Genomic DNA, 19,433 nt, shown 5'->3' with positions numbered 1-19,433 from the left:
ATGAATCCCTTATCCGGTTTTACCCCGGTTTGTTGATTATCCTTACGGGGGCCCTTTTTTTTCATAAGAACGGTCAAAATATTGCACGCTTCAGGTCGCGCTTGTTCATTGGATTTATATGAATTTGTTTTTATTATGGTATTATTATCGAAATTTGAATTGAACGATCGGGAGTGACGATATGGGTAACAAAAGCTGCAAATTAACGGAGCGGCGGCCTGCCGGAGTATGGACCGAGGCCTTCCCCGTCGGCAACGGCCGGTTGGGCGGCATGATCTTCGGGGGAATCGGCGGCGAGCGGATACAGCTGAATGAAGATTCCATTTGGTACGGGGGACCGAATCGGGGCGGCTGCCCGGATGGCGCCGGAAAGCTCGCGGAAATCAGGGAGTTGCTTCGGCTGGGCAAACCGCGGGAAGCGGAGAAGCTGGCTCTATTGCATTTGGCCAATGCGCCGCATTATTTCGGGCCATATCAGCCGCTCGGCGATTTATTGCTGAATCTGGAGGGGCAAGCCGCGGCGACGGACTATCGGCGGGAACTGGATCTTCAGACAGGCATCTCTTCCGTTGAATATAGGGCGGGAGATACAACGTACCGCAGGGAAATATTTGCGAGCGCCGTCGCACAGGCGATCGTTGTTCGTATCTCGGCTTCGCGGCCGGGGGCTCTCTCTATGACGGCCAGACTGAGCCGCAGACCGTTCGAGGGCGAGATCGGGAGAGAAGCGGACAATATCCTGACGATGCAAGGGCAATGCGGGCCGGACGGCGTGCATTACGCGGCCGTGCTGCGGGCGGTTGCCGCCGGAGGCGAAACGGAGGCGGCGGGCAACTATATCGACATTCGCCATGCCGATTCGGTAATGTTGGTCATCGCGGCGCAGACCTCGTTTCGATGCGGCGACCCTTACGCGGAAGCGATGGTTCAGGCGGAGCGGGCGGCCTCGACCCCATATGCGGAGCTCAAGGCTTCGCATATCCGGGACCACGGCCGCTTGTTCGACAGAGTCGCGCTGGAACTTGAGGCCGGAGACGATGCGGAGGTTGAGCGGTTGCCGACTTCGGAACGGCTGTTAAGATATCGGGAGGGCTTGGCGGATAACGGGCTTGAAGCGCTGTTTTACCAGTACGGACGCTATTTGCTCATCGCCAGTTCGCGTCCCGGAAGCCTGCCGGCCAATCTGCAGGGGATATGGAACGAGAGCTTCACCCCGCCGTGGGAATCGGATTTCCATCTTAATATCAATCTGCAGATGAACTATTGGATCGCGGAGGGAGGGCATCTGCCGGAATGCCACGAACCGCTGTTCGACCTGATCGACCGGCTCGTTGCGACCGGCCGCGAAACGGCCCGCCAATTATACGGGGCCAGAGGCTTCGCTGTTCATTCCGTAACGAATCTGTGGGCGGAAAGCGGCATATTCACCGCCTGGACGCCCGCCGCTTTCTGGCCGACGGGCGGCGCCTGGCTGGCCCTTCACCTCTGGGAACATTACCGGTATAACGGTTCCGAAGCGTTTCTGCGCGATCGGGCGTACCCGGTGCTGAAAGAGGCGGCGCTCTTCTTGCTGGATTTTTTGATCGAAGATGAGAGGGGACGGCTTGCAACCGCGCCTTCGCTTTCGCCCGAGAACCGTTATATTACGGAAGCAGGGGAGGTCGGGGCGCTCTGCATCGGTCCCTCGATGGATTCGCAAATTGCGTTCGCTTTATTTGGCGCCTGCATGGAGGCGGCGGAGCGTCTCGATCTGGACCGGCCGCTTCGGGAGGAGTGGTCGGCCGCCCGAGACCGGCTTCCCCAGCCTGAAATCGGACGGCACGGCCAGATCATGGAATGGTCCGTCGATTACGAGGAAGCCGAGCCCGGTCATCGCCACATCTCGCATTTGTTCGCTCTGTACCCCGGAGAACAAATTGATCCTAGCACGATGCCCGAATTGGGGACCGCCGCCCGACGTACGCTGGAGCGCAGGCTGGAGAATGGAGGGGGCCATACCGGCTGGAGCCAGGCCTGGATTGCGAATTTCTGGGCAAGGCTGGAGGACGGGCAACAAGCCCATGCCAGCATTCGCGACTTGCTGCGCAAAGCTGTGCATCCGAATTTATTCGGCGATCATCCGCCGTTTCAGATCGATGCCAACTTCGGAGGCGCGGCCGCGATTCAAGAAATGCTGCTGCAATCGCACAAGGGCGAAATTCGCTTGCTGCCGGCGCTCCCTCCCGCATGGCCCTCAGGCCGGGTGAAAGGTCTTCGGGCTCGCGGAGGATATGTATTCGATATCGAATGGGCGAATGGACGATTGCGGCAAGCCGACGTTCGAACCGAGACGGGGGGAGCGATAGCGGTCCGCAGCGCGGAGCCGATTGAAGTGTTCGGACCGGAAGGCAAGCCGGTTTCGGTGGAAACGGTCGAAGACCTTCATCGCTTTTTTATTCCGCCCGGGGTAATGTATCGGATAGAGTCAAAATGAGAGATTCGTTCGGATTCGTCCTAAGCGTCTTTTTAACGGTATCTGGAATTGCGTGCTCTTGGAGTCAAAAAGGAAAATTAGCGGTATTTTGTGGAGATAATTGCGGGCGGGTTTGACGAATATGCCACCGGTTGCATCAAAAAGGCTGCGGACTCAGGTTTGTGTGGATTGTCATGCGTGATTGACCCGCAACTGACCGCGACAAATATGCCGTTGGCGGCTGACGACCCATCGAGCGGTCTAACGAAACGTAAACACGCTAATAGCCTTGTAAATCACCTTGTTGGTCGTGTAACGAAACTGAAACACGCTAATGAGGGGAAAATGGCCATAAAACCGCCGATTTTCAATGAATAACGATGCGTACTTTCGTTAGGATGGGAACATCTTCATTTTGAGCCCAGTAAGGATTGCCAGTTTCGTTAGCGCCAAATGCGCAATAAAGCAAGTTACATCAACGGTAGCGAATCATGAAGTTGACTCAAAATGCAGGTAATTCCCCATCGAAACAGGAAAAGAGGGAAAAAGTCTTCGATTATGCAGGAGTTCCGCATCAAACCATCCCATTTCCATCGAAGAGAGATGCATTTTCACAGGCTTTGCCTTAGCATCCGATCGAAACGGGTAAAAAGATGCACAATTGCAGATCTCTGAATGAAAGATCCTAGCCTGTAGGCCTGCCCTATGAATAGGAGGGCTGTGCAATGAACGCCGGCTTAGCGTACATCTTGCACAGTCCTTATCTCCGCACTAATGTTTTTCCCTCTCCTTTTGTCGACATCCCCTTCGTTCAGAAAACCGGGTTCTTCGCATCAAAGAACCTTTTGTTCCACAACGATTTCCCGCTCCGGATCTCGTCGGTCTTGCCCCCGATTCCGGTACGAATCTTTGCCTGAACAAGAGGGATACCGACAAAAGGAAATTCAAAGGACATGCCGTCATACATAACTCCGCCGCGCTTCCCCGAAGGCAAGTCAGAACCAAATGCTCTCCCTCATTTTTCCGCAAATAAAGTCAAAATTTTGCACATCCCAGCTAAAATTTGACCCCTTTAGGAGACCGTTTTTTCACTATATTAATAGTAAGCAATGTTAACAATGCGAAGGGAGCTTGCTATTGTGTGGAAAAACGCGATTGACGACGCTGTTGCCAAGACGTTACAAAATATAGACCGATTCGGGGATCGCTTCCCCCATGTCAGCCGGAACGGCATGTACCAACAAATCGATAATAACGATTGGACCAACGGATTTTGGTCCGGCATGCTGTGGCTTTGCTACGAATATACGCGCGACGAACGCTTTCGGGCGGCCGCTTCGCGGACGGTTGAGAGCTTTCGGGAACGGCTGGACGCCGGCGTCGTGCTCGATCATCACGACATCGGATTCTTGTATTCCCTGTCGGCGAAAGCGAAGTGGATTGTGGAGAAGGATGAGGAAGCGCGGCAGTTGACGCTGCAAGCCGCCGATACGCTGATGAAGCGCTGGCGCGAGCCGGGCCGCTACATTCAAGCGTGGGGGCCGGCGAACGACCCGAAGGAAGGCGGGCGCATCATTATCGATTGCCTGTTGAACTTACCGTTGCTGTATTGGGCGAGCGAGCAGACCGGCAATCCAACCTATAAGGAAGCTGCGGCGATCCAGGCGGACAAAAGCCGGCGCTACCTCGTAAGAGGAGACGACAGTTCTTACCATACCTTCTTCTTCCATCAGGAAACGGGAGAACCGATCGGCGGTGCGACGCATCAAGGCTATACGAACGGCTCGACCTGGACGCGCGGCCAAGCATGGGGCATATACGGCTTCGCATTATCGTACCGCTATACGAAAGATCCGCTCTACCTGGAAACAGCCAAACGTATGGCAAAATATTTTTTCGAGCATTTGCCGGAAGACCATGTCGCTTATTGGGATTTCAACGTTCCCGTAACGCCCGATACTTATCGCGACAGTTCGGCGTCCGCAATTGCGGCCGCGGGATTGCAGGAACTGATCGCGCAATTGGACGAGTGTGATCCCGAGCGGGCTTATTATCAGGAATGGCTCGTCAAGTCAATGACATCGCTGGTGCATCATTATGCGACGATCGGGGAGGAAGCGGAAGGGCTGCTCAAGCGAGGTTCCTATCATGTTCGCGGCGATCTGTCGCCGGACGATTTCATGATCTGGGGCGATTACTTCTATTTGGAGTCGCTGATGCGGTTGGAACGGGGAATCGGAGGATACTGGTATGAACGCTAGACACGAGGCCGGCCGCGAATTCGGCCTGTTTGCCTTGCTCGACCTGGACGCTCCGGGCCTGGAACGGGCGAAGGAAGCGGTTCGGTCGGAGCGTTACGACGACGCCTATGCGGCGCTGCATCGGCATATGGCGAACAGAACGTCGCCGACATTCTCTATTCGCGACGAGGACAAGGCGGAGATTGCCGCCTATGTGAAACAGCGCTGTACAAGCGAGTTGGACGAAGTGATGCGAACGGCCGACGAAGTCGTGCGGCAAACGTTCGTTTTCCGTTTTCCATGGGATATGGAGCGCACCCATATTCCTGTTTCCTTCGACGGCTCGATCGATTGGGAACATGTTCCCTTTCAGGACGTCGAATGGGCTTATATGCTCAACCGGCACCGCTATTGGATCGCGCTCGGACAAGCGTATGCATTGACGGGCGACGAGCGCTACGCCGAAACGTTCTGCCGCCAGCTCGAGCATTGGATCGACCGCAATCCCGTTCCCGCCGCGCCGACGAGCGAGACGAAGACATGGCGCTCGATCGAAGCGGGGCTGCGCTGCTCCAATTGGATCAAGGCGTTCCGGTATGTGAAAGACAGCCCGCACATGACGCCGCGGCTTGCGGCCCGAATGCTGCTGTCGCTGCACGAACATGCGCAATATATCGCTGCCGCCTATTCGGGCTGGAAGCGGATCAGCAATTGGGGCGTGCTGGAGAACAGCGGATTATTCGAGCTCTCCTTGTTCGTCCCGGAGTTCGCGGAAGCGGCGCAGTGGCGGAGGCTGAGCATGGACAGGCTCCGGGAAACGGCGCTCGTCCAGGTGATGGAGGACGGCGTTCATTGGGAGCAATCGCCAACGTATCATCACGAAGTGCTTCTCTGCTATCTGGACGTTCTCCTGGCAGCCCGCAACAACGGGATTGAAGCCGATCCGGCCGTAACGGAGACGGTGCGGCGCATGTGCGAAGCTTCGCTCTATTGGGCCAAGCCCAACCATAGGCAGCCGATGTTGGGAGACAGCGACAATAGCGATGTCAGATCGATCCTGACGGCTGCGGCGATTTTCTTCCGGGATTCGACGTTCCGTTTCGGAGGAAACGACGAGGTCGATTTCGACAATGCCTGGCAGTTTGGAACGGAAGGCATTCGGATTTACGAAAGTATGCCTGCACGGACGCCTTCGCAAACGTCGTATCCGTTCGAATATTCCGGTAACTACGTAATGCGTTCGGGGTGGAGCGAACAAGACGCATACCTCCACTTCCACTGCGGCCATCTCGGCGGCGGACATGGACATGCCGATATGCTGCATATCGATATTCATGCATACGGCCGGGATTTGCTTACCGATCTGGGCCGGTACAGCTATAGCGACCATACCCCGCTGCGCCGGGAGTTGAAACGGTGCGGCGCGCATAATACGACCGTCGTCGACGGAATCGACTTTACGGAAATCGTCGACACATGGCAATTCGGGCGAATCGCCAAGCCGGCAGGAAGAAGATGGATTTCCACGCCCGGCTTCGATTACGCCGAGGCGAGCCACGACGGTTACCGGCATCTGGACGACCCGGTATATCCGCTCCGAAGAATTCTGTTCGTGAAGCCCCATTATTGGGTGTTGATCGACAGTTTTGCCGCCAAAAGAGAGCATACGTATACGCAATACTTCCATTTTGCGCCCGGCTCGGTTCGTATAGACCCTGCGACGCAAATATGCCAAACCGAACACGCGAGCGGAGCGAATCTATGCGTCATTCCGGTCCAAAGCCAAGAGCTGCAAGCGGATATTGGCGAAGGAGTCGTCTCGTACGAATATAACCGGACGGAACCGAACCGGTATGCAAGCTACTCGCGCACAGGAACAGGCCCTGTTTCGATCATGCAGGTGCTGTATCCGCAGCGTCCGGGCGAGACGGGATTTCCCGAAGTGGAGAAAGTTCCGGTAACCCGATATACCGGCGAGCCGGCGGACGACGCGTACGCGGAAGCGTGCAAGATTCGCATGCCGGGATCGGATGAGGAACATATTGTCGTCGTATGCCATCAAACGCCTTCCAGGCATATCGATTCGGTTGTTGTCGAGGGCGTGCAAATATTCGGCGAAGTCGTCCTTGTAACCGTCTCGGAGGGAAGGAAAAGGGCGACGGTTGTAAAGTAAATGTGCATAAAAAGGAAATGCGGGCAATCCGCCGTCCTGATACAATAAAAGTAAAGTATCATGAAAGAGGCGCGAGTACATGTTCAAGATGACCTATTATCGTAGAATGCAGTTGTCGTTCCTTCTCTTCATTTTTTTGCCTATTATTGCCGTATCGGTCATCTCTTTTGGCCTGATTAAAGAAACGATGGTAGAGAAGCTGCAATTAACTAACGATAACTTTCTCAATGTGATGATCGATGAAATAGGTAAAACGATTGACGATGTTTCGTTTGCCTCGCACTTTATTGTCAACGATACGAGCTTCAGGAAATATTTGAAGAGCTTTGCGGATACGGGCCGCATTCGTTCTTATGACGATTACACGAATTTTACGCAGATTAAGGAAATCTTCTCCCTAATCACATCCAAACCGTTGAACAATAATATTCGCATGTATCTGGTAAACCGGGAGCGGTTTATTATTTCTTCCAGTACGGAAGAGTTGACGCCCGTCACGCAGAATCTGGACATGTTGCTGAGCAAAGTGGATTTGAACCGGCCGGAGACGCTGCAATGGCTGGGCATGGCCACCGACCGTACGACGAAGAAGAGCAGTTACTATATCGCCAGAGTCATCCGTGACAGCAGCGAAGGGAAGTATCTTTCCGTGCTCCTTATCGGCATATCCGAATCTTATTTTGAAGGGTTGCTGAAGCCGGTGGAGTTCGGGAAGGTAGCCTTGTTCGACGCGGAAGGGCAGCGGATTGCCGGCAACGCCGGGCTTTCGCCGCATGAATCGGCGGCCCAAAGCCCGAAACTCCGCTCCGAAGTCACGCTGGACAAAACGAACTGGACGCTCGTATACGAAGCGTCTCAGGAAGCGTTCACGGGCCAAATCTCAAGAACGTTCTATACCGGTATTGCGGGGGTTTCCTTATTTTTTATCATATTTTCCATATCGTCAATGTTCATCGCCAGAAGACTGCACCGGCCTATCCAAAAGCTGCAGCGCGTCGTCCGCCAATTCTGAACGGGCAATCTCGACGCAAGGCTGGAAGTGAAAGGCAAGGACGACATCGCCGAGTTGGGGCAGACATTGAATACGATGCTGGATCAACTCCAAGGATTAATTCACGATATCGAGCAGGAACAGGAACAGAAGAGGGTGATGGAGCTCGAGGCGTTGTTCATGCAAATCCGGCCCCACTTCCTGATCAATACGCTCAATTCGATCAAATGCAGCCTGATCTTGCAGCAGGATCGGCTGCACAGCGGCATCATCGACTCGCTCATGAGCTTGCTGCGGGCGTATCTCAAGGTCAACGAACCGGCCACCTTGCAGGAAGAATGCAAGCTGCTCGGGCATTATGTCGATATTATGAAGATTCGCAACGAAATTCCGCTGGAACTGACGATTGACCTGGAGCCGGGATTGGAACAGACGGTCATCCCCAAATTGGTTCTGCAGCCGCTTATTGAGAACGCCATCGTACACGGGCTGGTGGACAAGCCCGACGCCGGCATTGCGGTGCGCGCCGCAAGCGGGCCCCACGGCATAACCATTGAAATCGAGGATAACGGCTGCGGTATGGAGGAAGAGCTTCGAACGGAACTGAACCGCCGCCTGTCGTCCGATGGTGCGGAGCAATATTCTTCCTATAAAAGAGTAGGTCTGATTAACGTTATCCAAAGGCTGAGACTGACATTCGGTCCGTCCGCCTCTTTGACGCTTTGCCAAAATGCGCTTGGAGGGACCAGCGCTGTCCTTTATCTTCCTGTGGAAGATCGAAACGTGTTCTTGTCGGGAGGGACGAAACTATGATGCATAAAGTCATGTTAATCGACGACGATGTGCCTATGCTGAAAGTGCTGCGGCAAATGATCGATTGGGAATCGCTCAACCTCCACATCGTCGGCACGACGTATTCGAGCGCCAAGGCGCTGCATATGTTCAAAGAAACGGCGCCGGACATTGTCATTACCGACATCGGCTTGCCGCAGACAAACGGGTTGGAGCTTGCCGCCGAGTTCGCCAAGATACAGCCCCAAATCCGCGTTATCTTTCTTACTTGCCACGAGGATTTCCATTACGCCCAGAGTGCGGTAAGATTGAATGCGGACGATTACCTGCTCAAGGATCAGTTAACGGCGGAGCAGTTGGAGCAAAGCTTGCGCAAATCGATCCGTCTGCTGAAGGCGAAAGCGACGAGAATGGATCACGAGGTATCCAATTATAACAGCGAACTATTCAAACAAGGCCTGTTTCAACGCGTAATCGACGGCGTACACCCCGAGACGACGCTCGGGTATGCGGCTCAACTGGGCATCTCCTGGGGCTATCCTTGGTTTATGCTGGGAATTGTCACTCTCCAGTATTCGTCTTACGAACAATTATATGACCGCAGCGATTTTTCGCTCATTTTATACGCAATCTACAATATTGCCGTCGAGTTATCCGAATCCTACGAGGGCATTACGCCGTTCATGGAACAAGAACATCTCGCCATTTTATATAATTATCGGCTGAATTTGGCGAGTAACGCGAATGAACATTTCCGCAATTATTTGCAGGATTTGCAATGGCGATGCTCCCAATTCATTAGAGTGCAGTTGAGCGTCGCCGCCGTAACGGACAAAATGACGCTGCAGTCGATCGGGCCTGTGTACCATCAGATCATTCAGCGCAAACACGAGTTCTACGAGAGCGACGAACTGGCTGTCCTGGATCTCGGGCGCTATGCGCAGCATCTGTTCCTGCCGTCTCCTCAAGGCTTCCTCGATTCGTATAAATCCGAGCTGGAACGGGCCATGCTGCATAACGACGCGGACGCCATTCGGCGCGTTGCAACCGATATCGGCCAAGCGGCGCAGGAGCAAAGAATCGAGCCGGGCGAACTTGTGAGAGACGTATCGTTCCTGCTGCGCAGCATGGAAATGATGTTCGCCGGCCGGAACTCGGACGAGGAATTCTATGTCTATCTCGCTTCCGCGAGAACATTGCGGGATGTAACGGAACTGGCGGCGAATAAGCTGGCGCAAATCGCGCAAGCAAGGCAAGGCGCTAGCCAGGCGGTGCGGGAACCGAAGCTCCAGGTCATTCAGCAATTTATCGACAGGCATTTATCGGAGAATATTACCTCTATCGATATGGCCCGGTATTTATTTCTGAATCCGAGTTATTTCTCGCGCTATTTCAAGCGAATGACCGGCGTCAATTTCACGGATTACGTCCACCAATACAAGATGAAGATTGCCGCGAAAATGTTGACGACGTCGAGCCAGACCCTCGAATCGCTGGCGATGGGCCTCGGATACTCGGACCGAACCTATTTTTCGAAAGTATTCAAGAAATATACGGGCATGACGCCCAGCGAGTATAAAACGCGGCACGCCGCAAGCAGATACGCCAAATAAGCCGAACGCCGGCCAACGACCTGTCCAGAGAAGCGAATGGACAGGTTGTTTTCTTTTTCCGCAAATAAAAAGTCAAAATCTTTCACATAGCTGGTCAGAATCCATCCTTCGAGCCGGGGGGGCGATTGTTTATGATTAGTGGCAACGAACAAAATGTTGAGGTGATACGACGTGGATGTTGCTAAACAAACGACGCCCGAAAGTTTTCCCAAACCCCGGAAATTCTGGACTCCGCAGCGTAAGGAAGCGCTGGTCGGTTGGCTCTTTCTTGTGCCGGAGATCGTTGGCATGTTGCTGCTCAACGTATTTGCGCTTGGTTTCTCGCTGTACTTGAGCCTCTCCTCCTGGGATCTGTTGTCGGGAGTGAAAGGGATCAAATTTATCGGGCTCGACAACTATATTCGCATGTTTCAGGACCCGACCATCTTGCAAGCGTTGAAAAATAATTTGCTTTACACCGTTCTTACGGTCCCGGTGCCGATCGCCATCGCCCTGGTGCTGGCCGTGCTGATCCAAAGCAAAGTGTATTTGAAGGATTATTTCAAGGTGGCGTTTTTCATCCCTTATATTTCGTCCATTATTGCGGTAGCTGCCGTATGGAGCGCCTTGTTCCATCCTTCCCTCGGTCCGATCAACCAGTTTCTGTTAGACATTGGCATTTCCAATCCGCCGAAATGGCTGGCCGATCCGAAGACGTCGCTGATCGCCATTGCGATTATCAGCTCCTGGGCGGGGCTCGGGTATACGATCATTATTTATTTAGCGGGACTGACGAATATATCGGATGAATTGTACGAGGCAGCGGAGATCGACGGAGCGACCGGATTGCAGAAATTTTTCAAAATTACCGTGCCTTTGCTGCGTCCGACGACGTTTTTCCTGTTTATTACCATGTTGATCGGATCGTTCAAAGTGTTTGACATTATTTCGTTCCTGACCGAAGGCGGCCCGAACAATTCCTCGACCGTGCTTGTTTACCGCATATACGAGGAAGGCTTCCAATTTTACAACATGGGTTACGCGTCCGCGATTTCCTGGCTGTTGTTCGCGATTATCGGACTTGTGACGGCGCTCACCTGGAAGATGAGACAAGAGGATACGCTATAAGCGGTTGAACACGCATTTTATTTGAGGAGGGATCGTCTTGCTGCTTATTCGCAAAAATTTTGCAAAAATCGTTACGACCGTCGTTATGGCAGGGGTATCCGTCATCTTCCTGATTCCGTTAATTTGGATGGTGTCGGCGGCCTTCAAGTTTGAAAAAGACGTGATGCGCTTCCCGATCCAATGGATTCCCGAGAAGATCAACGTGTTATACAACTTCAAAACCGTCTGGATGGGGAAAGTGCCATTCTATCACTTTTACGGCAACTCGCTGAAAGTGGCGGTCATTACGACAATCATTGCCTTGATTATTTCGTCGATGTCGGCTTACGCCTTGACCAAACTGCGGTTCCGGGGAAGAAATCTGGTGTTTCTGGCCCTCATATCGTTTATGATTATACCGGATCAGGCGACGCTGATTCCGCGGTTCCTGTTAATTCGCTGGTTCGGCCTTTACGATACGCATGCCGCGCTGATTCTGATGAGCATGTTCTCCATCTATTTCACCTTTCTGCTGCGCCAATTTATGGCGGGCATCAGCGACGAATTTATCGAAGCGGCGAAGATTGACGGAGCGGGGCACATCCGCACGTTCGCGTCCATTATGCTCCCGCTGTGCAAGCCGGTGCTAGCTACGGTGGCGATCATTAAATTTATTTGGACCTGGAACGATTACCAGAATCCGCTTATTTTTCTGCTTAGCAAGAAGCTGTACACGATTCCGCTCGGAATGACATTGTTCCGCGACGATTATACGAACAATTATGCTATTATGATGATGGCAGCGTTGTCGGCGATCGTTCCGCTGGTGATCGTCTTTATTACGATGCAAAGACAGGTGATTAACGGGATTGCGCTCGGCGGAGTGAAAGGTTAGTTCGGCGGAAAAGGTCAAAATCGTCTGCCTAGGACCTCAAAATTTTGCACTTGACCGCGTGAGCCCGTGTTTATACTGATGTTGAAAGGAATTCGAACCATTTATCATAACGGGGGTTGAAGCAAAATGAATCAAAAAAGCAAACGAAGAATTTCATTATTGCTTAGTCTGTCGCTGGTGCTTATATTGTTGTTGAGCGCTTGCGGCAAATCCGGTTCCGAGCCGGAGGCAAGCGGCGGTTCCTCATCCGATGGCGGAGGGAAACAGGAACAAGTGACTATCAAGTATTACAACTGGGATAACGAGGCGCAGTCGGTCAGCACCGACGCTATGCTGGAAGAGTTCATGCAGGCGAATCCGAATATCAAGGTCGAGCATGTTGTGCTCGTTCCCGGCGATTCCGTAGAAATGTTGAAAAAGCTTGATTTCCTCATTTCTTCCGGCGAAGCGGTCGACGTGGTGCAACTGCCTAGTCTTAACGACGTCCTCCTGCGGGGAAGCCGGGGCGCGCTCGCTCCATTGAACGAGTTCTATGAGAAAAACGGCTTGGTGCCGGAAGACGAATATTACGTCAATCCGAAAATCGACGACAAATTTACGGCATGCAGTACACGAAAAGCGTCAATTACGTCATGCTGAACAAAGACGCGCTGGACGAAGCGGGGCTGCCGGTGCCTACCTACGGCTGGACCTGGGACGATTTCCGCGATTACGCCAAGAAGTTGACCAAAGGCGAAGGGGTGGACAAGCGTTACGGGACGTATTTCCACACTTGGGAGTTGTACATGAACGCGCCGGCGCAAACGGTCATGAGGGATCCTTTCCTTTACAGCGACGGGACGACGATTTTGGCGGATCCGACATACAAGTACTTTTTCCAATTGCGCAAAGACATGGAGGAAGTAGACAAAACCGCGAAGCCGTATGCGGACGTGCTTGCCGCCAAGCTGAATTACCGGACGGAGTTTTTCAACGAAGAAGCGGCAATGATTCTCACCGGTAACTTTACGATTCCGGATGCGGGCAATCAGGAGCAATATCCGCACCAGTTCAAAACGGCGTTCGCTCCGGTTCCGTTGCCGCCGCAAGGGGCCGAGCCTAAAGAATACGAGGGCGGCAAATATTTCACCAGCGGTTCCCAAGTGGCGATGGGCGCGACTTCCAAACATAAAGACGCCGCGTTCGAATTGATGAGATTTATGACGACGGCCGATTCGACGGCGAGAGCCGAATTCTCGGGCTGGAAGAAAGCGAACAACGACGCGATTCTCGACCGCTTGATCGCCGGCAAGGAAGAATGGTACGACGTAGAATCCTTGAGATATTCGGTAGCCAGCAATGAGATTCAATTCTTGGACGCTTCCCCTGTCATGACGACGGCTTCGCCGGAGTTGACGAAGGTGATTAACGACGGATTCAGCAAATTTATGCTGAGCAACGAGCCGATCGACGAAGTGCAGAAATGGATGGTCGATGAAGCGACGAAAATTATAAACGAAAAAGGAACCATTAAATAAAAAAGTGCTGAATGCATTGAGCTTTGAGGAATCCGGCTGCGGCCGTCTCAAAGCTCTCTTTGCAATAAGGGAGAGGATTATGAAGTGAGCCGGTTAACGTGGCAAGAAGAACAATATCTATTGGATGGGGAACCGTTCCGCATTGTATCAGGCGCCATTCACTACTTCCGGGTCGTTCCGGAGTATTGGGAGGATCGTTTGCGAAAATTGATGGCATGCGGGTTCAACACGGTGGAAACATACATTGCCTGGAACGTGCATGAGCCGAAAGAAGGCGAATTCCGTTTCGAAGGGATAGCGGATGTGGTCCGATTTATCGAGTTGGCGGGCCGGCTGGGTCTGCACGTGATTGTCAGACCGAGCCCGTTCATCTGCGCGGAGTGGGAGTTCGGGGGATTGCCGGCCTGGCTTTTGCAAGACACCGACATGCAGCTCCGCTGCTTCGACCGGGCTTATTTGGAGAAGGTGGACCGTTACTACGACCGTTTGATTCCGCTCCTTGTTCCGCTGCTTTCGACGAACGGTGGGCCGATAATCGCCGTTCAGGTGGAGAATGAATACGGCAGTTACGGCAACGATACGGCGTATTTGGAATATTTGCGCGACGGGCTGGTACGGAGAGGAATCGATGTGCTGCTCTTTACTTCGGACGGGCCTACGGACGAAATGCTGCTGGGCGGCACGATCGAAGATGTGCACGCCACGGTCAATTTCGGTTCGCGCGTGGCCGAATCGTTCGGTAAATTCCGGGAACATCGGCAGACGGAACCGCTTATGGTGATGGAATATTGGAACGGCTGGTTCGACCATTGGATGGAGCCGCATCACGTCCGCGACGCCGACGATGTGGCGAACGTATTGGACGAAATGCTGGAGAGCGGCGCTTCGATCAACATGTATATGTTCCACGGCGGAACGAACTTCGGCTTCTATAACGGCGCCAATCATATTCGGACGTACGAGCCGACGGTGACAAGCTACGATTACGATGCGCCGCTGACGGAGTGGGGCGATGTTACGCCCAAATACGAAGCGGTCCGGCGCGTTCTGGCCAAGCACGGTTTCGAGCCCGGCTGCCCGCTGCCGGAACCGGTGCCCAAGCTTTCGTACGGAAACGTTACGCTGGCTGAGCGGGCGGATCTGTTCGGGCAACTGGAACGGTTGTCCAAGCCGGAAGAACGGGTTGCGATTCAGCCGATGGAGAAGTTCGGGCAGGCCTATGGGTTTATCCTGTATTCAACCTGGGTCAAGGGGCCGCGCTCCGGACAGAAGCTGTATATCCAGGACGTTCGCGACCGGGCGCAAGTGTTTCTGGACGGGAAGCTGCTCGGGGTCATAGAGCGCTGGAATCCGCAGCCATTGGACATTTCCGTGCCTGCTGAGGGAGCGAAGCTCGATATTCTGGTCGAAAATATGGGCCGGGTCAATTACGGGCCGCTGCTGCGCGATCCGAAAGGCATCACGGAAGGGGTGCGCATCGACAACCAGTTCCAATATCATTGGACCGTTCGGACGCTGCCGTTTGAAGCGGAGGCGCTGGCTTCCATTCGTTATGAGGAGCATGCGGGCGGCGATGGGAACAAGGAGGTTCCCGCATTGTATCGCGGCTATTTCGAAGCGGACCGGATCGGCGACACGTTCTTGCGATTCGACGGCTGGAAGAAGGGCGTCGCATGGGTGAACGGCTTTCTTCTCGGCCGGTATTGGGAGGCCGGGCCGCAGCGGGCTTTATATGTCCCGGGTCCGCTGCTGCGGAAGGGGCGCAACGAAATCGTGCTGTTCGAGCTGCATGGCTGTTCGAACGGGCCAGTCATTACGCTCACTGACCAACCAGATCTCGGGACGGTCGAAACGATGGACGAAAGCGTCTTGAATTTCGTGCAGGATGATCCGGAATCATAGTCGGCACGATTCGCGATAACGGGCGAAGGGCTTGCGCTTCAGGTATCATATGACCTGCGGCATTCAGCCTTTCGCCCGTTCTTAATCCTGTTCATTATTAAGGACAGTAACTATTTGTAGGGACATGGGCAGGCCATGATTTGCGATTTAAATCACATATCTTGCCCTGCCCAAAGGTTACAATGGAAGCAGATAGAGAGTATAAGAAACGCATCCTAGAAGCGGTGAAGGAGTGGGGAGAACATGAAAGAAGTGTTCGTATTAGGCGGAACAGGCTTTTTAGGATATTATACGACGAAAGAATTGCTGAAGCGGGGTTACGCCGTATCGACGGTAGCGTTGCCGCCGATGCCGGCCGAAGATTTGCTTCCCCCGGAAGTGAATTGCACGCTCGGAGACATGAATCGCATGAGCGATGAAGAAATTATGCGGATGCTGCAAGGAAAGTACGCTTTCGTCTACGCGGCCGGAGCGGACGAGCGGATCGTGCCTCAAGCGCCTGCGTTGAAATTTTTCTATGAAGCGAACGTGCTGCCGACACAGCGGATGGCGCGGCTTGCCAAGCAAGCGGGCGTGAAAAAGTTCGTGCTGTTCGGTTCGTATTTCGCCCATTTCGCCGAAGTGTGGACCGACCTCGATTTGAAGCGGGATAACGCTTATCCCCGTACGCGGCTGCTCCAAGAAGAAGTCGCCTATATGGAAGGGGAGGGGGCCATGGACGTCATGACGCTTCGTCTGCCATACATTTTCGGCGTTATGCCGGGACGGACGCCGTTATGGACGATGTTCGTCGATCAAGTGCGGGGCAAAGACACGGTGCCCGTGCTTGGAGGCGGTACGGCGATGGTTACGGCCAGACAGGTGGCGGAGGCTGCCGTAGGGGCGATTGAGCACGGAACGCACCGGACCGGCTATGCGATCTGCGGTACGAATATGAAGCATAGCGAATTTATGCAAATGATCGCCGATATGCTGGGCCAAACCGAGACGAAAATTACGGTTGTGCCGCTTGAACAAATGAAACCGGTCATGGAACAATACGATGCCTACGATCGGCAGGCGGGCAAGGAGCACGGCATTCACTTGGGATATACGGCAGAGATTCAAAACCGGGACGCTTATCTCAATCCGGACGATACGATGCCGATTCTGCAATACCGGCCGGACGATGTTCGGGCATCGATAAGAGAAACGCTGCAAAGATGCATAGAGGCGCGTAACTAAACAAAGGGAACGGACGGGGCTTATAGCCCCGTCCTGTCTCGTTATACGCCGGAAAGCGCGTTTATACGGCTCCAGTTCCATCCTCGCTTTGCTGGCTTCGCAAATATAGCTCGTATTCTATCGTGAATTCGAGCGCTTGCTTAAAGTCCGGCGACAGAAGCGACAGCGCCTCGACGACATCGTCCTTCCTCGTCTCGTTTAAGGCGATAATTCCAGGCTGGCGAGGGATGCGAAACCGGGTATGGTCGTGATGCGTAATCGTCACGATCGTGCCTAACGGTTCCTCGTCCGAACCGTATATCGTACTCCACATCCAACGCTGCTGATCGTTCTCTTCCTCGTTGCCCCATTCCCTTGAAATGTCAAAGTCTCCCGGCAACCGGGGCTCGGGACGCAAACCGGCTTCCTTAAACTGCCTATGAATAGGCAGCAGCAGCAGGTTCAAATACGTTCCGTACGCCGCATCGCCCGCCTCGCGATAAGCCTTCTCCAGCTTCTCCCGCTCGTCTAGAAGTACGGATTGCCAATGCTTGCCGATATGATTCTTCATAAATTCGGCAATGGATTCGATTCGGCCCCTCTTATTTTCCTCCAGAAAATCTTTGAGCGTCTTTTCTTGGTTCATACGCAATCTCCTTTCCAGCTTCTTTAATTTTGGAATGACACTTCAATCTTACAACATTCAAGCAAATGATAAGGTTGGCAGTATTTCTCTTTGATATCAAGCGGGTTACAATCATTTTATCATCATGTAGTTCAATCTTTTTTTACCGTGTTTTATCAAATTGCCGAAGCCGAGAAAGAGCGACTTGACAATGCGCTGCTCGAATGGCAAAATACGCTGCATACCGTCGAAAATATAGGTAACCGTCAAAGGTAGCGACGAAAGGAGGATGGCGCTTGAGGACCGATATTTACAATTGGCTCCCCATTTCAGTGACTGAGATACATGAGATCTTTTCCAACATTCCTGTTACGTGGTGTATTGCCGGGGGCTGGGCTTTGGATTTGTTCCTGGGCCATCAGACAAGGAAACATGCGGACATCGATGTCGTCCTGTTGCGGGAGGAACAACGAACCGCCTTCGACTATCTTTGCAAAGACTGGCAGCTGTACAAAGCCCGTAACGGAACGCTTGAACTCTGGGAAGAGGGAGAATTGTTAACCGAGACGAAAGATATATGGGTTAGCAAGGATCGCAACTCTCCTTGGGCCTTTCAAATCATGCTGATCGAAACCATACAAGGATCTTGGGTCTACGGCAGGGAAAAGTCGGTACACAGGCCGCTTGCTGATATCATCGCTTCGACGCAGGAAGGAATCCCTTACTTAAAACCGGAAATCCAACTTCTGTATAAAGGGGGCGGCGCGGAAATTCGCGACAAGGACCATGGCGATTTTCAAACGGTATTTCCTCATTTGACTTCTCAGGCGAAGGAGTGGCTGAAAGCCTCTTTGCAAAGACAATTTCCGCACCGCCATGAATGGGTTGATGATATTAAAAAGAAAGAACAATGAAGACGGGCTGCAACAGTATGCCAAAACGGCATATGGTTGCGGCCCTTTTTCGTCACTGTTTTCGCTTGACAAAAAATAGAATCCTGTATATCCTAAATGTATCGATTAGATATATCGAAACGATATATAATGGCGGAAGAGGAGGAGAAACGCATGTTGGAGCATATGATTCTAGGCTTGTTGATGGAAGGGAAAATGAGCGGTTACGACATCAAGAAAACGATGGACAGCTCGATCGGGCTTTTTTATACGGCAAGCTACGGAAGTCTGTATCCCGCGTTGAAGAGGTTGACGGACAGAGGGATGCTCAGCGTTACCGAATTGGACAACAGCAAAAATAAAAAGCTGTACGAATTGCTCCCAAGCGGTCGGCAAGCGTTCATGGACTGGTTGGGGGAGCCGCTCGAGTTGTCCCGCAACGAACTACTAAGCAAAATTTTCTTTTACGACTATTTGGCCGAGGACACCCGGATGATGAGGCTCAATGAATTGCAGTATAAATTGGCTAACGAAATCGGCCGTCTGGAGGCGGTCAATCAAGTCGTCTTGGGAGAACTCGAACGAATCGACCGTCCCGAGGATTCCTATTTTCGGGTATCCGTTCTTACATACGGTTTGAATTTTTTTAATATGGTGAACCAATGGATTCACGCCATTAAGGAAAGGAAGGAATGGGACGATGTTGGCCGAAACAAGTAAAGCTTCATTCTCGTACAGACGTCCCGTTCTAGCTGTCGTTATTATTGAATTGCTGCTGCTTCTGGCGGTTATGGCGGCCGGAGCGTATGCGACCATTCGGAAATTGGATTACACTGCGCCGGTGCTCCTGTCTTTTGTGCCTATTGCGCTCGTGCTCGTCATTTATTTTTCTTGGAGGAGCAAATGGGGGGATTACGGGTTCCGCTCCTTGCGGAGCATTCCGGGCAAAGAGTGGATATACTACTTGCCGCTTGCCGTCATATTAATCGTTCTGGCAACGCAAGGCTTCCAGGCGATGACGCCGCAGAGCGTACTCTATTTTCTCTTTTTT

15 protein-coding genes and 1 pseudogene are annotated in these 19,433 nt (G+C 52.9%); 15 read left to right on the top strand and 1 reads right to left on the bottom strand.

Going from position 1 to position 19,433, the window contains the following annotated elements; translation table 11 throughout:
• Positions 1-181 precede the first annotated feature (181 nt).
• From KQI79_RS09285 to KQI79_RS09240, 13 genes and pseudogenes are all read left to right on the top strand, one after another.
• Entirely contained in the window at positions 182-2,473 is a 2,292-nt protein-coding gene (locus KQI79_RS09285; protein WP_216537950.1) for a glycoside hydrolase family 95 protein, read from the top strand.
• A 1,118-nt stretch (positions 2,474-3,591) separates the two neighbouring features.
• Positions 3,592-4,713 (top strand): glycoside hydrolase family 88 protein, encoded by a 1,122-nt coding sequence (locus KQI79_RS09280; protein WP_367398156.1) that lies wholly within the window; start codon positions 3,592-3,594, stop codon positions 4,711-4,713.
• Complete coding sequence (locus KQI79_RS09275; RefSeq protein WP_216537948.1) at positions 4,703-6,865, top strand: heparinase II/III family protein; 2,163 nt, start codon at positions 4,703-4,705, stop codon at positions 6,863-6,865. The genes KQI79_RS09280 and KQI79_RS09275 overlap by 11 nt, the downstream gene beginning before the upstream one ends.
• Before the next feature lie 79 nt (positions 6,866-6,944).
• Entirely contained in the window at positions 6,945-7,877 is a 933-nt protein-coding gene (locus KQI79_RS27515; protein ID WP_253298039.1) for a cache domain-containing protein, read from the top strand.
• A gap of 15 nt (positions 7,878-7,892) precedes the next feature.
• A pseudogene (locus tag KQI79_RS27995) lies at positions 7,893-7,958 on the top strand (HAMP domain-containing protein); the annotation flags it as partial.
• Positions 7,953-8,669 (top strand): sensor histidine kinase, encoded by a 717-nt coding sequence (locus KQI79_RS27510; protein WP_367398158.1) that lies wholly within the window; start codon positions 7,953-7,955, stop codon positions 8,667-8,669. The pseudogene KQI79_RS27995 and the gene KQI79_RS27510, both read left to right, overlap by 6 nt.
• Positions 8,666-10,261: a response regulator transcription factor gene (locus KQI79_RS09265; protein ID WP_230191281.1), complete on the top strand. Its 1,596-nt coding sequence runs from the start codon at positions 8,666-8,668 to the stop codon at positions 10,259-10,261. The genes KQI79_RS27510 and KQI79_RS09265 overlap by 4 nt, the downstream gene beginning before the upstream one ends.
• A gap of 171 nt (positions 10,262-10,432) precedes the next feature.
• Positions 10,433-11,368 (top strand): carbohydrate ABC transporter permease, encoded by a 936-nt coding sequence (locus tag KQI79_RS09260; RefSeq protein ID WP_216537947.1) that lies wholly within the window; start codon positions 10,433-10,435, stop codon positions 11,366-11,368.
• A gap of 85 nt (positions 11,369-11,453) precedes the next feature.
• Positions 11,454-12,242 (top strand): carbohydrate ABC transporter permease, encoded by a 789-nt coding sequence (locus KQI79_RS09255; RefSeq protein WP_216537980.1) that lies wholly within the window; start codon positions 11,454-11,456, stop codon positions 12,240-12,242.
• Between the two features lie 126 nt (positions 12,243-12,368).
• Positions 12,369-12,881, top strand: coding sequence for a type 2 periplasmic-binding domain-containing protein (locus KQI79_RS27505; RefSeq protein WP_253298038.1), 513 nt, complete (start codon positions 12,369-12,371; stop codon positions 12,879-12,881).
• Positions 12,845-13,759, top strand: a complete 915-nt coding sequence (locus tag KQI79_RS09250; protein ID WP_253298037.1) for an ABC transporter substrate-binding protein — start codon at positions 12,845-12,847, stop codon at positions 13,757-13,759. The genes KQI79_RS27505 and KQI79_RS09250 overlap by 37 nt, the downstream gene beginning before the upstream one ends.
• 84 nt (positions 13,760-13,843) lie before the next feature.
• Entirely contained in the window at positions 13,844-15,661 is a 1,818-nt protein-coding gene (locus KQI79_RS09245) for a glycoside hydrolase family 35 protein (RefSeq protein WP_216537946.1), read from the top strand.
• Positions 15,662-15,904: 243 nt separating this feature from the next.
• Positions 15,905-16,885 carry an NAD-dependent epimerase/dehydratase family protein gene (locus KQI79_RS09240; protein WP_216537945.1) on the top strand — a complete coding sequence of 327 codons (981 nt, stop codon included), beginning with the start codon at positions 15,905-15,907 and terminating at the stop codon, positions 16,883-16,885.
• 61 nt (positions 16,886-16,946) lie between these two features.
• Here the strand turns inward: KQI79_RS09240 and KQI79_RS09235 are convergent, their stop codons facing one another.
• Positions 16,947-17,510, bottom strand: a complete 564-nt coding sequence (locus tag KQI79_RS09235) for a DUF6022 family protein (RefSeq protein ID WP_216537944.1) — start codon at positions 17,508-17,510, stop codon at positions 16,947-16,949.
• A 275-nt stretch (positions 17,511-17,785) separates the two neighbouring features.
• Here KQI79_RS09235 and KQI79_RS09230 point away from each other — a divergent pair, with 275 nt between their 5' ends.
• Positions 17,786-18,403, top strand: coding sequence for a nucleotidyltransferase domain-containing protein (locus tag KQI79_RS09230; RefSeq protein ID WP_216537943.1), 618 nt, complete (start codon positions 17,786-17,788; stop codon positions 18,401-18,403).
• A gap of 153 nt (positions 18,404-18,556) precedes the next feature.
• Complete coding sequence (locus tag KQI79_RS09225; RefSeq protein WP_216537942.1) at positions 18,557-19,102, top strand: PadR family transcriptional regulator; 546 nt, start codon at positions 18,557-18,559, stop codon at positions 19,100-19,102.
• The last annotated feature ends 331 nt before the right edge of the window (positions 19,103-19,433 follow it).

It is taken from the genome of Paenibacillus sp. MSJ-34 (assembly GCF_018918005.1).
Classification (GTDB): Bacteria; Bacillota; Bacilli; order Paenibacillales; family Paenibacillaceae; genus MSJ-34.
The sequence above is the reverse complement of the archived record's forward strand: the minus strand, read 5'-3'. Positions and strand labels throughout refer to the sequence as shown.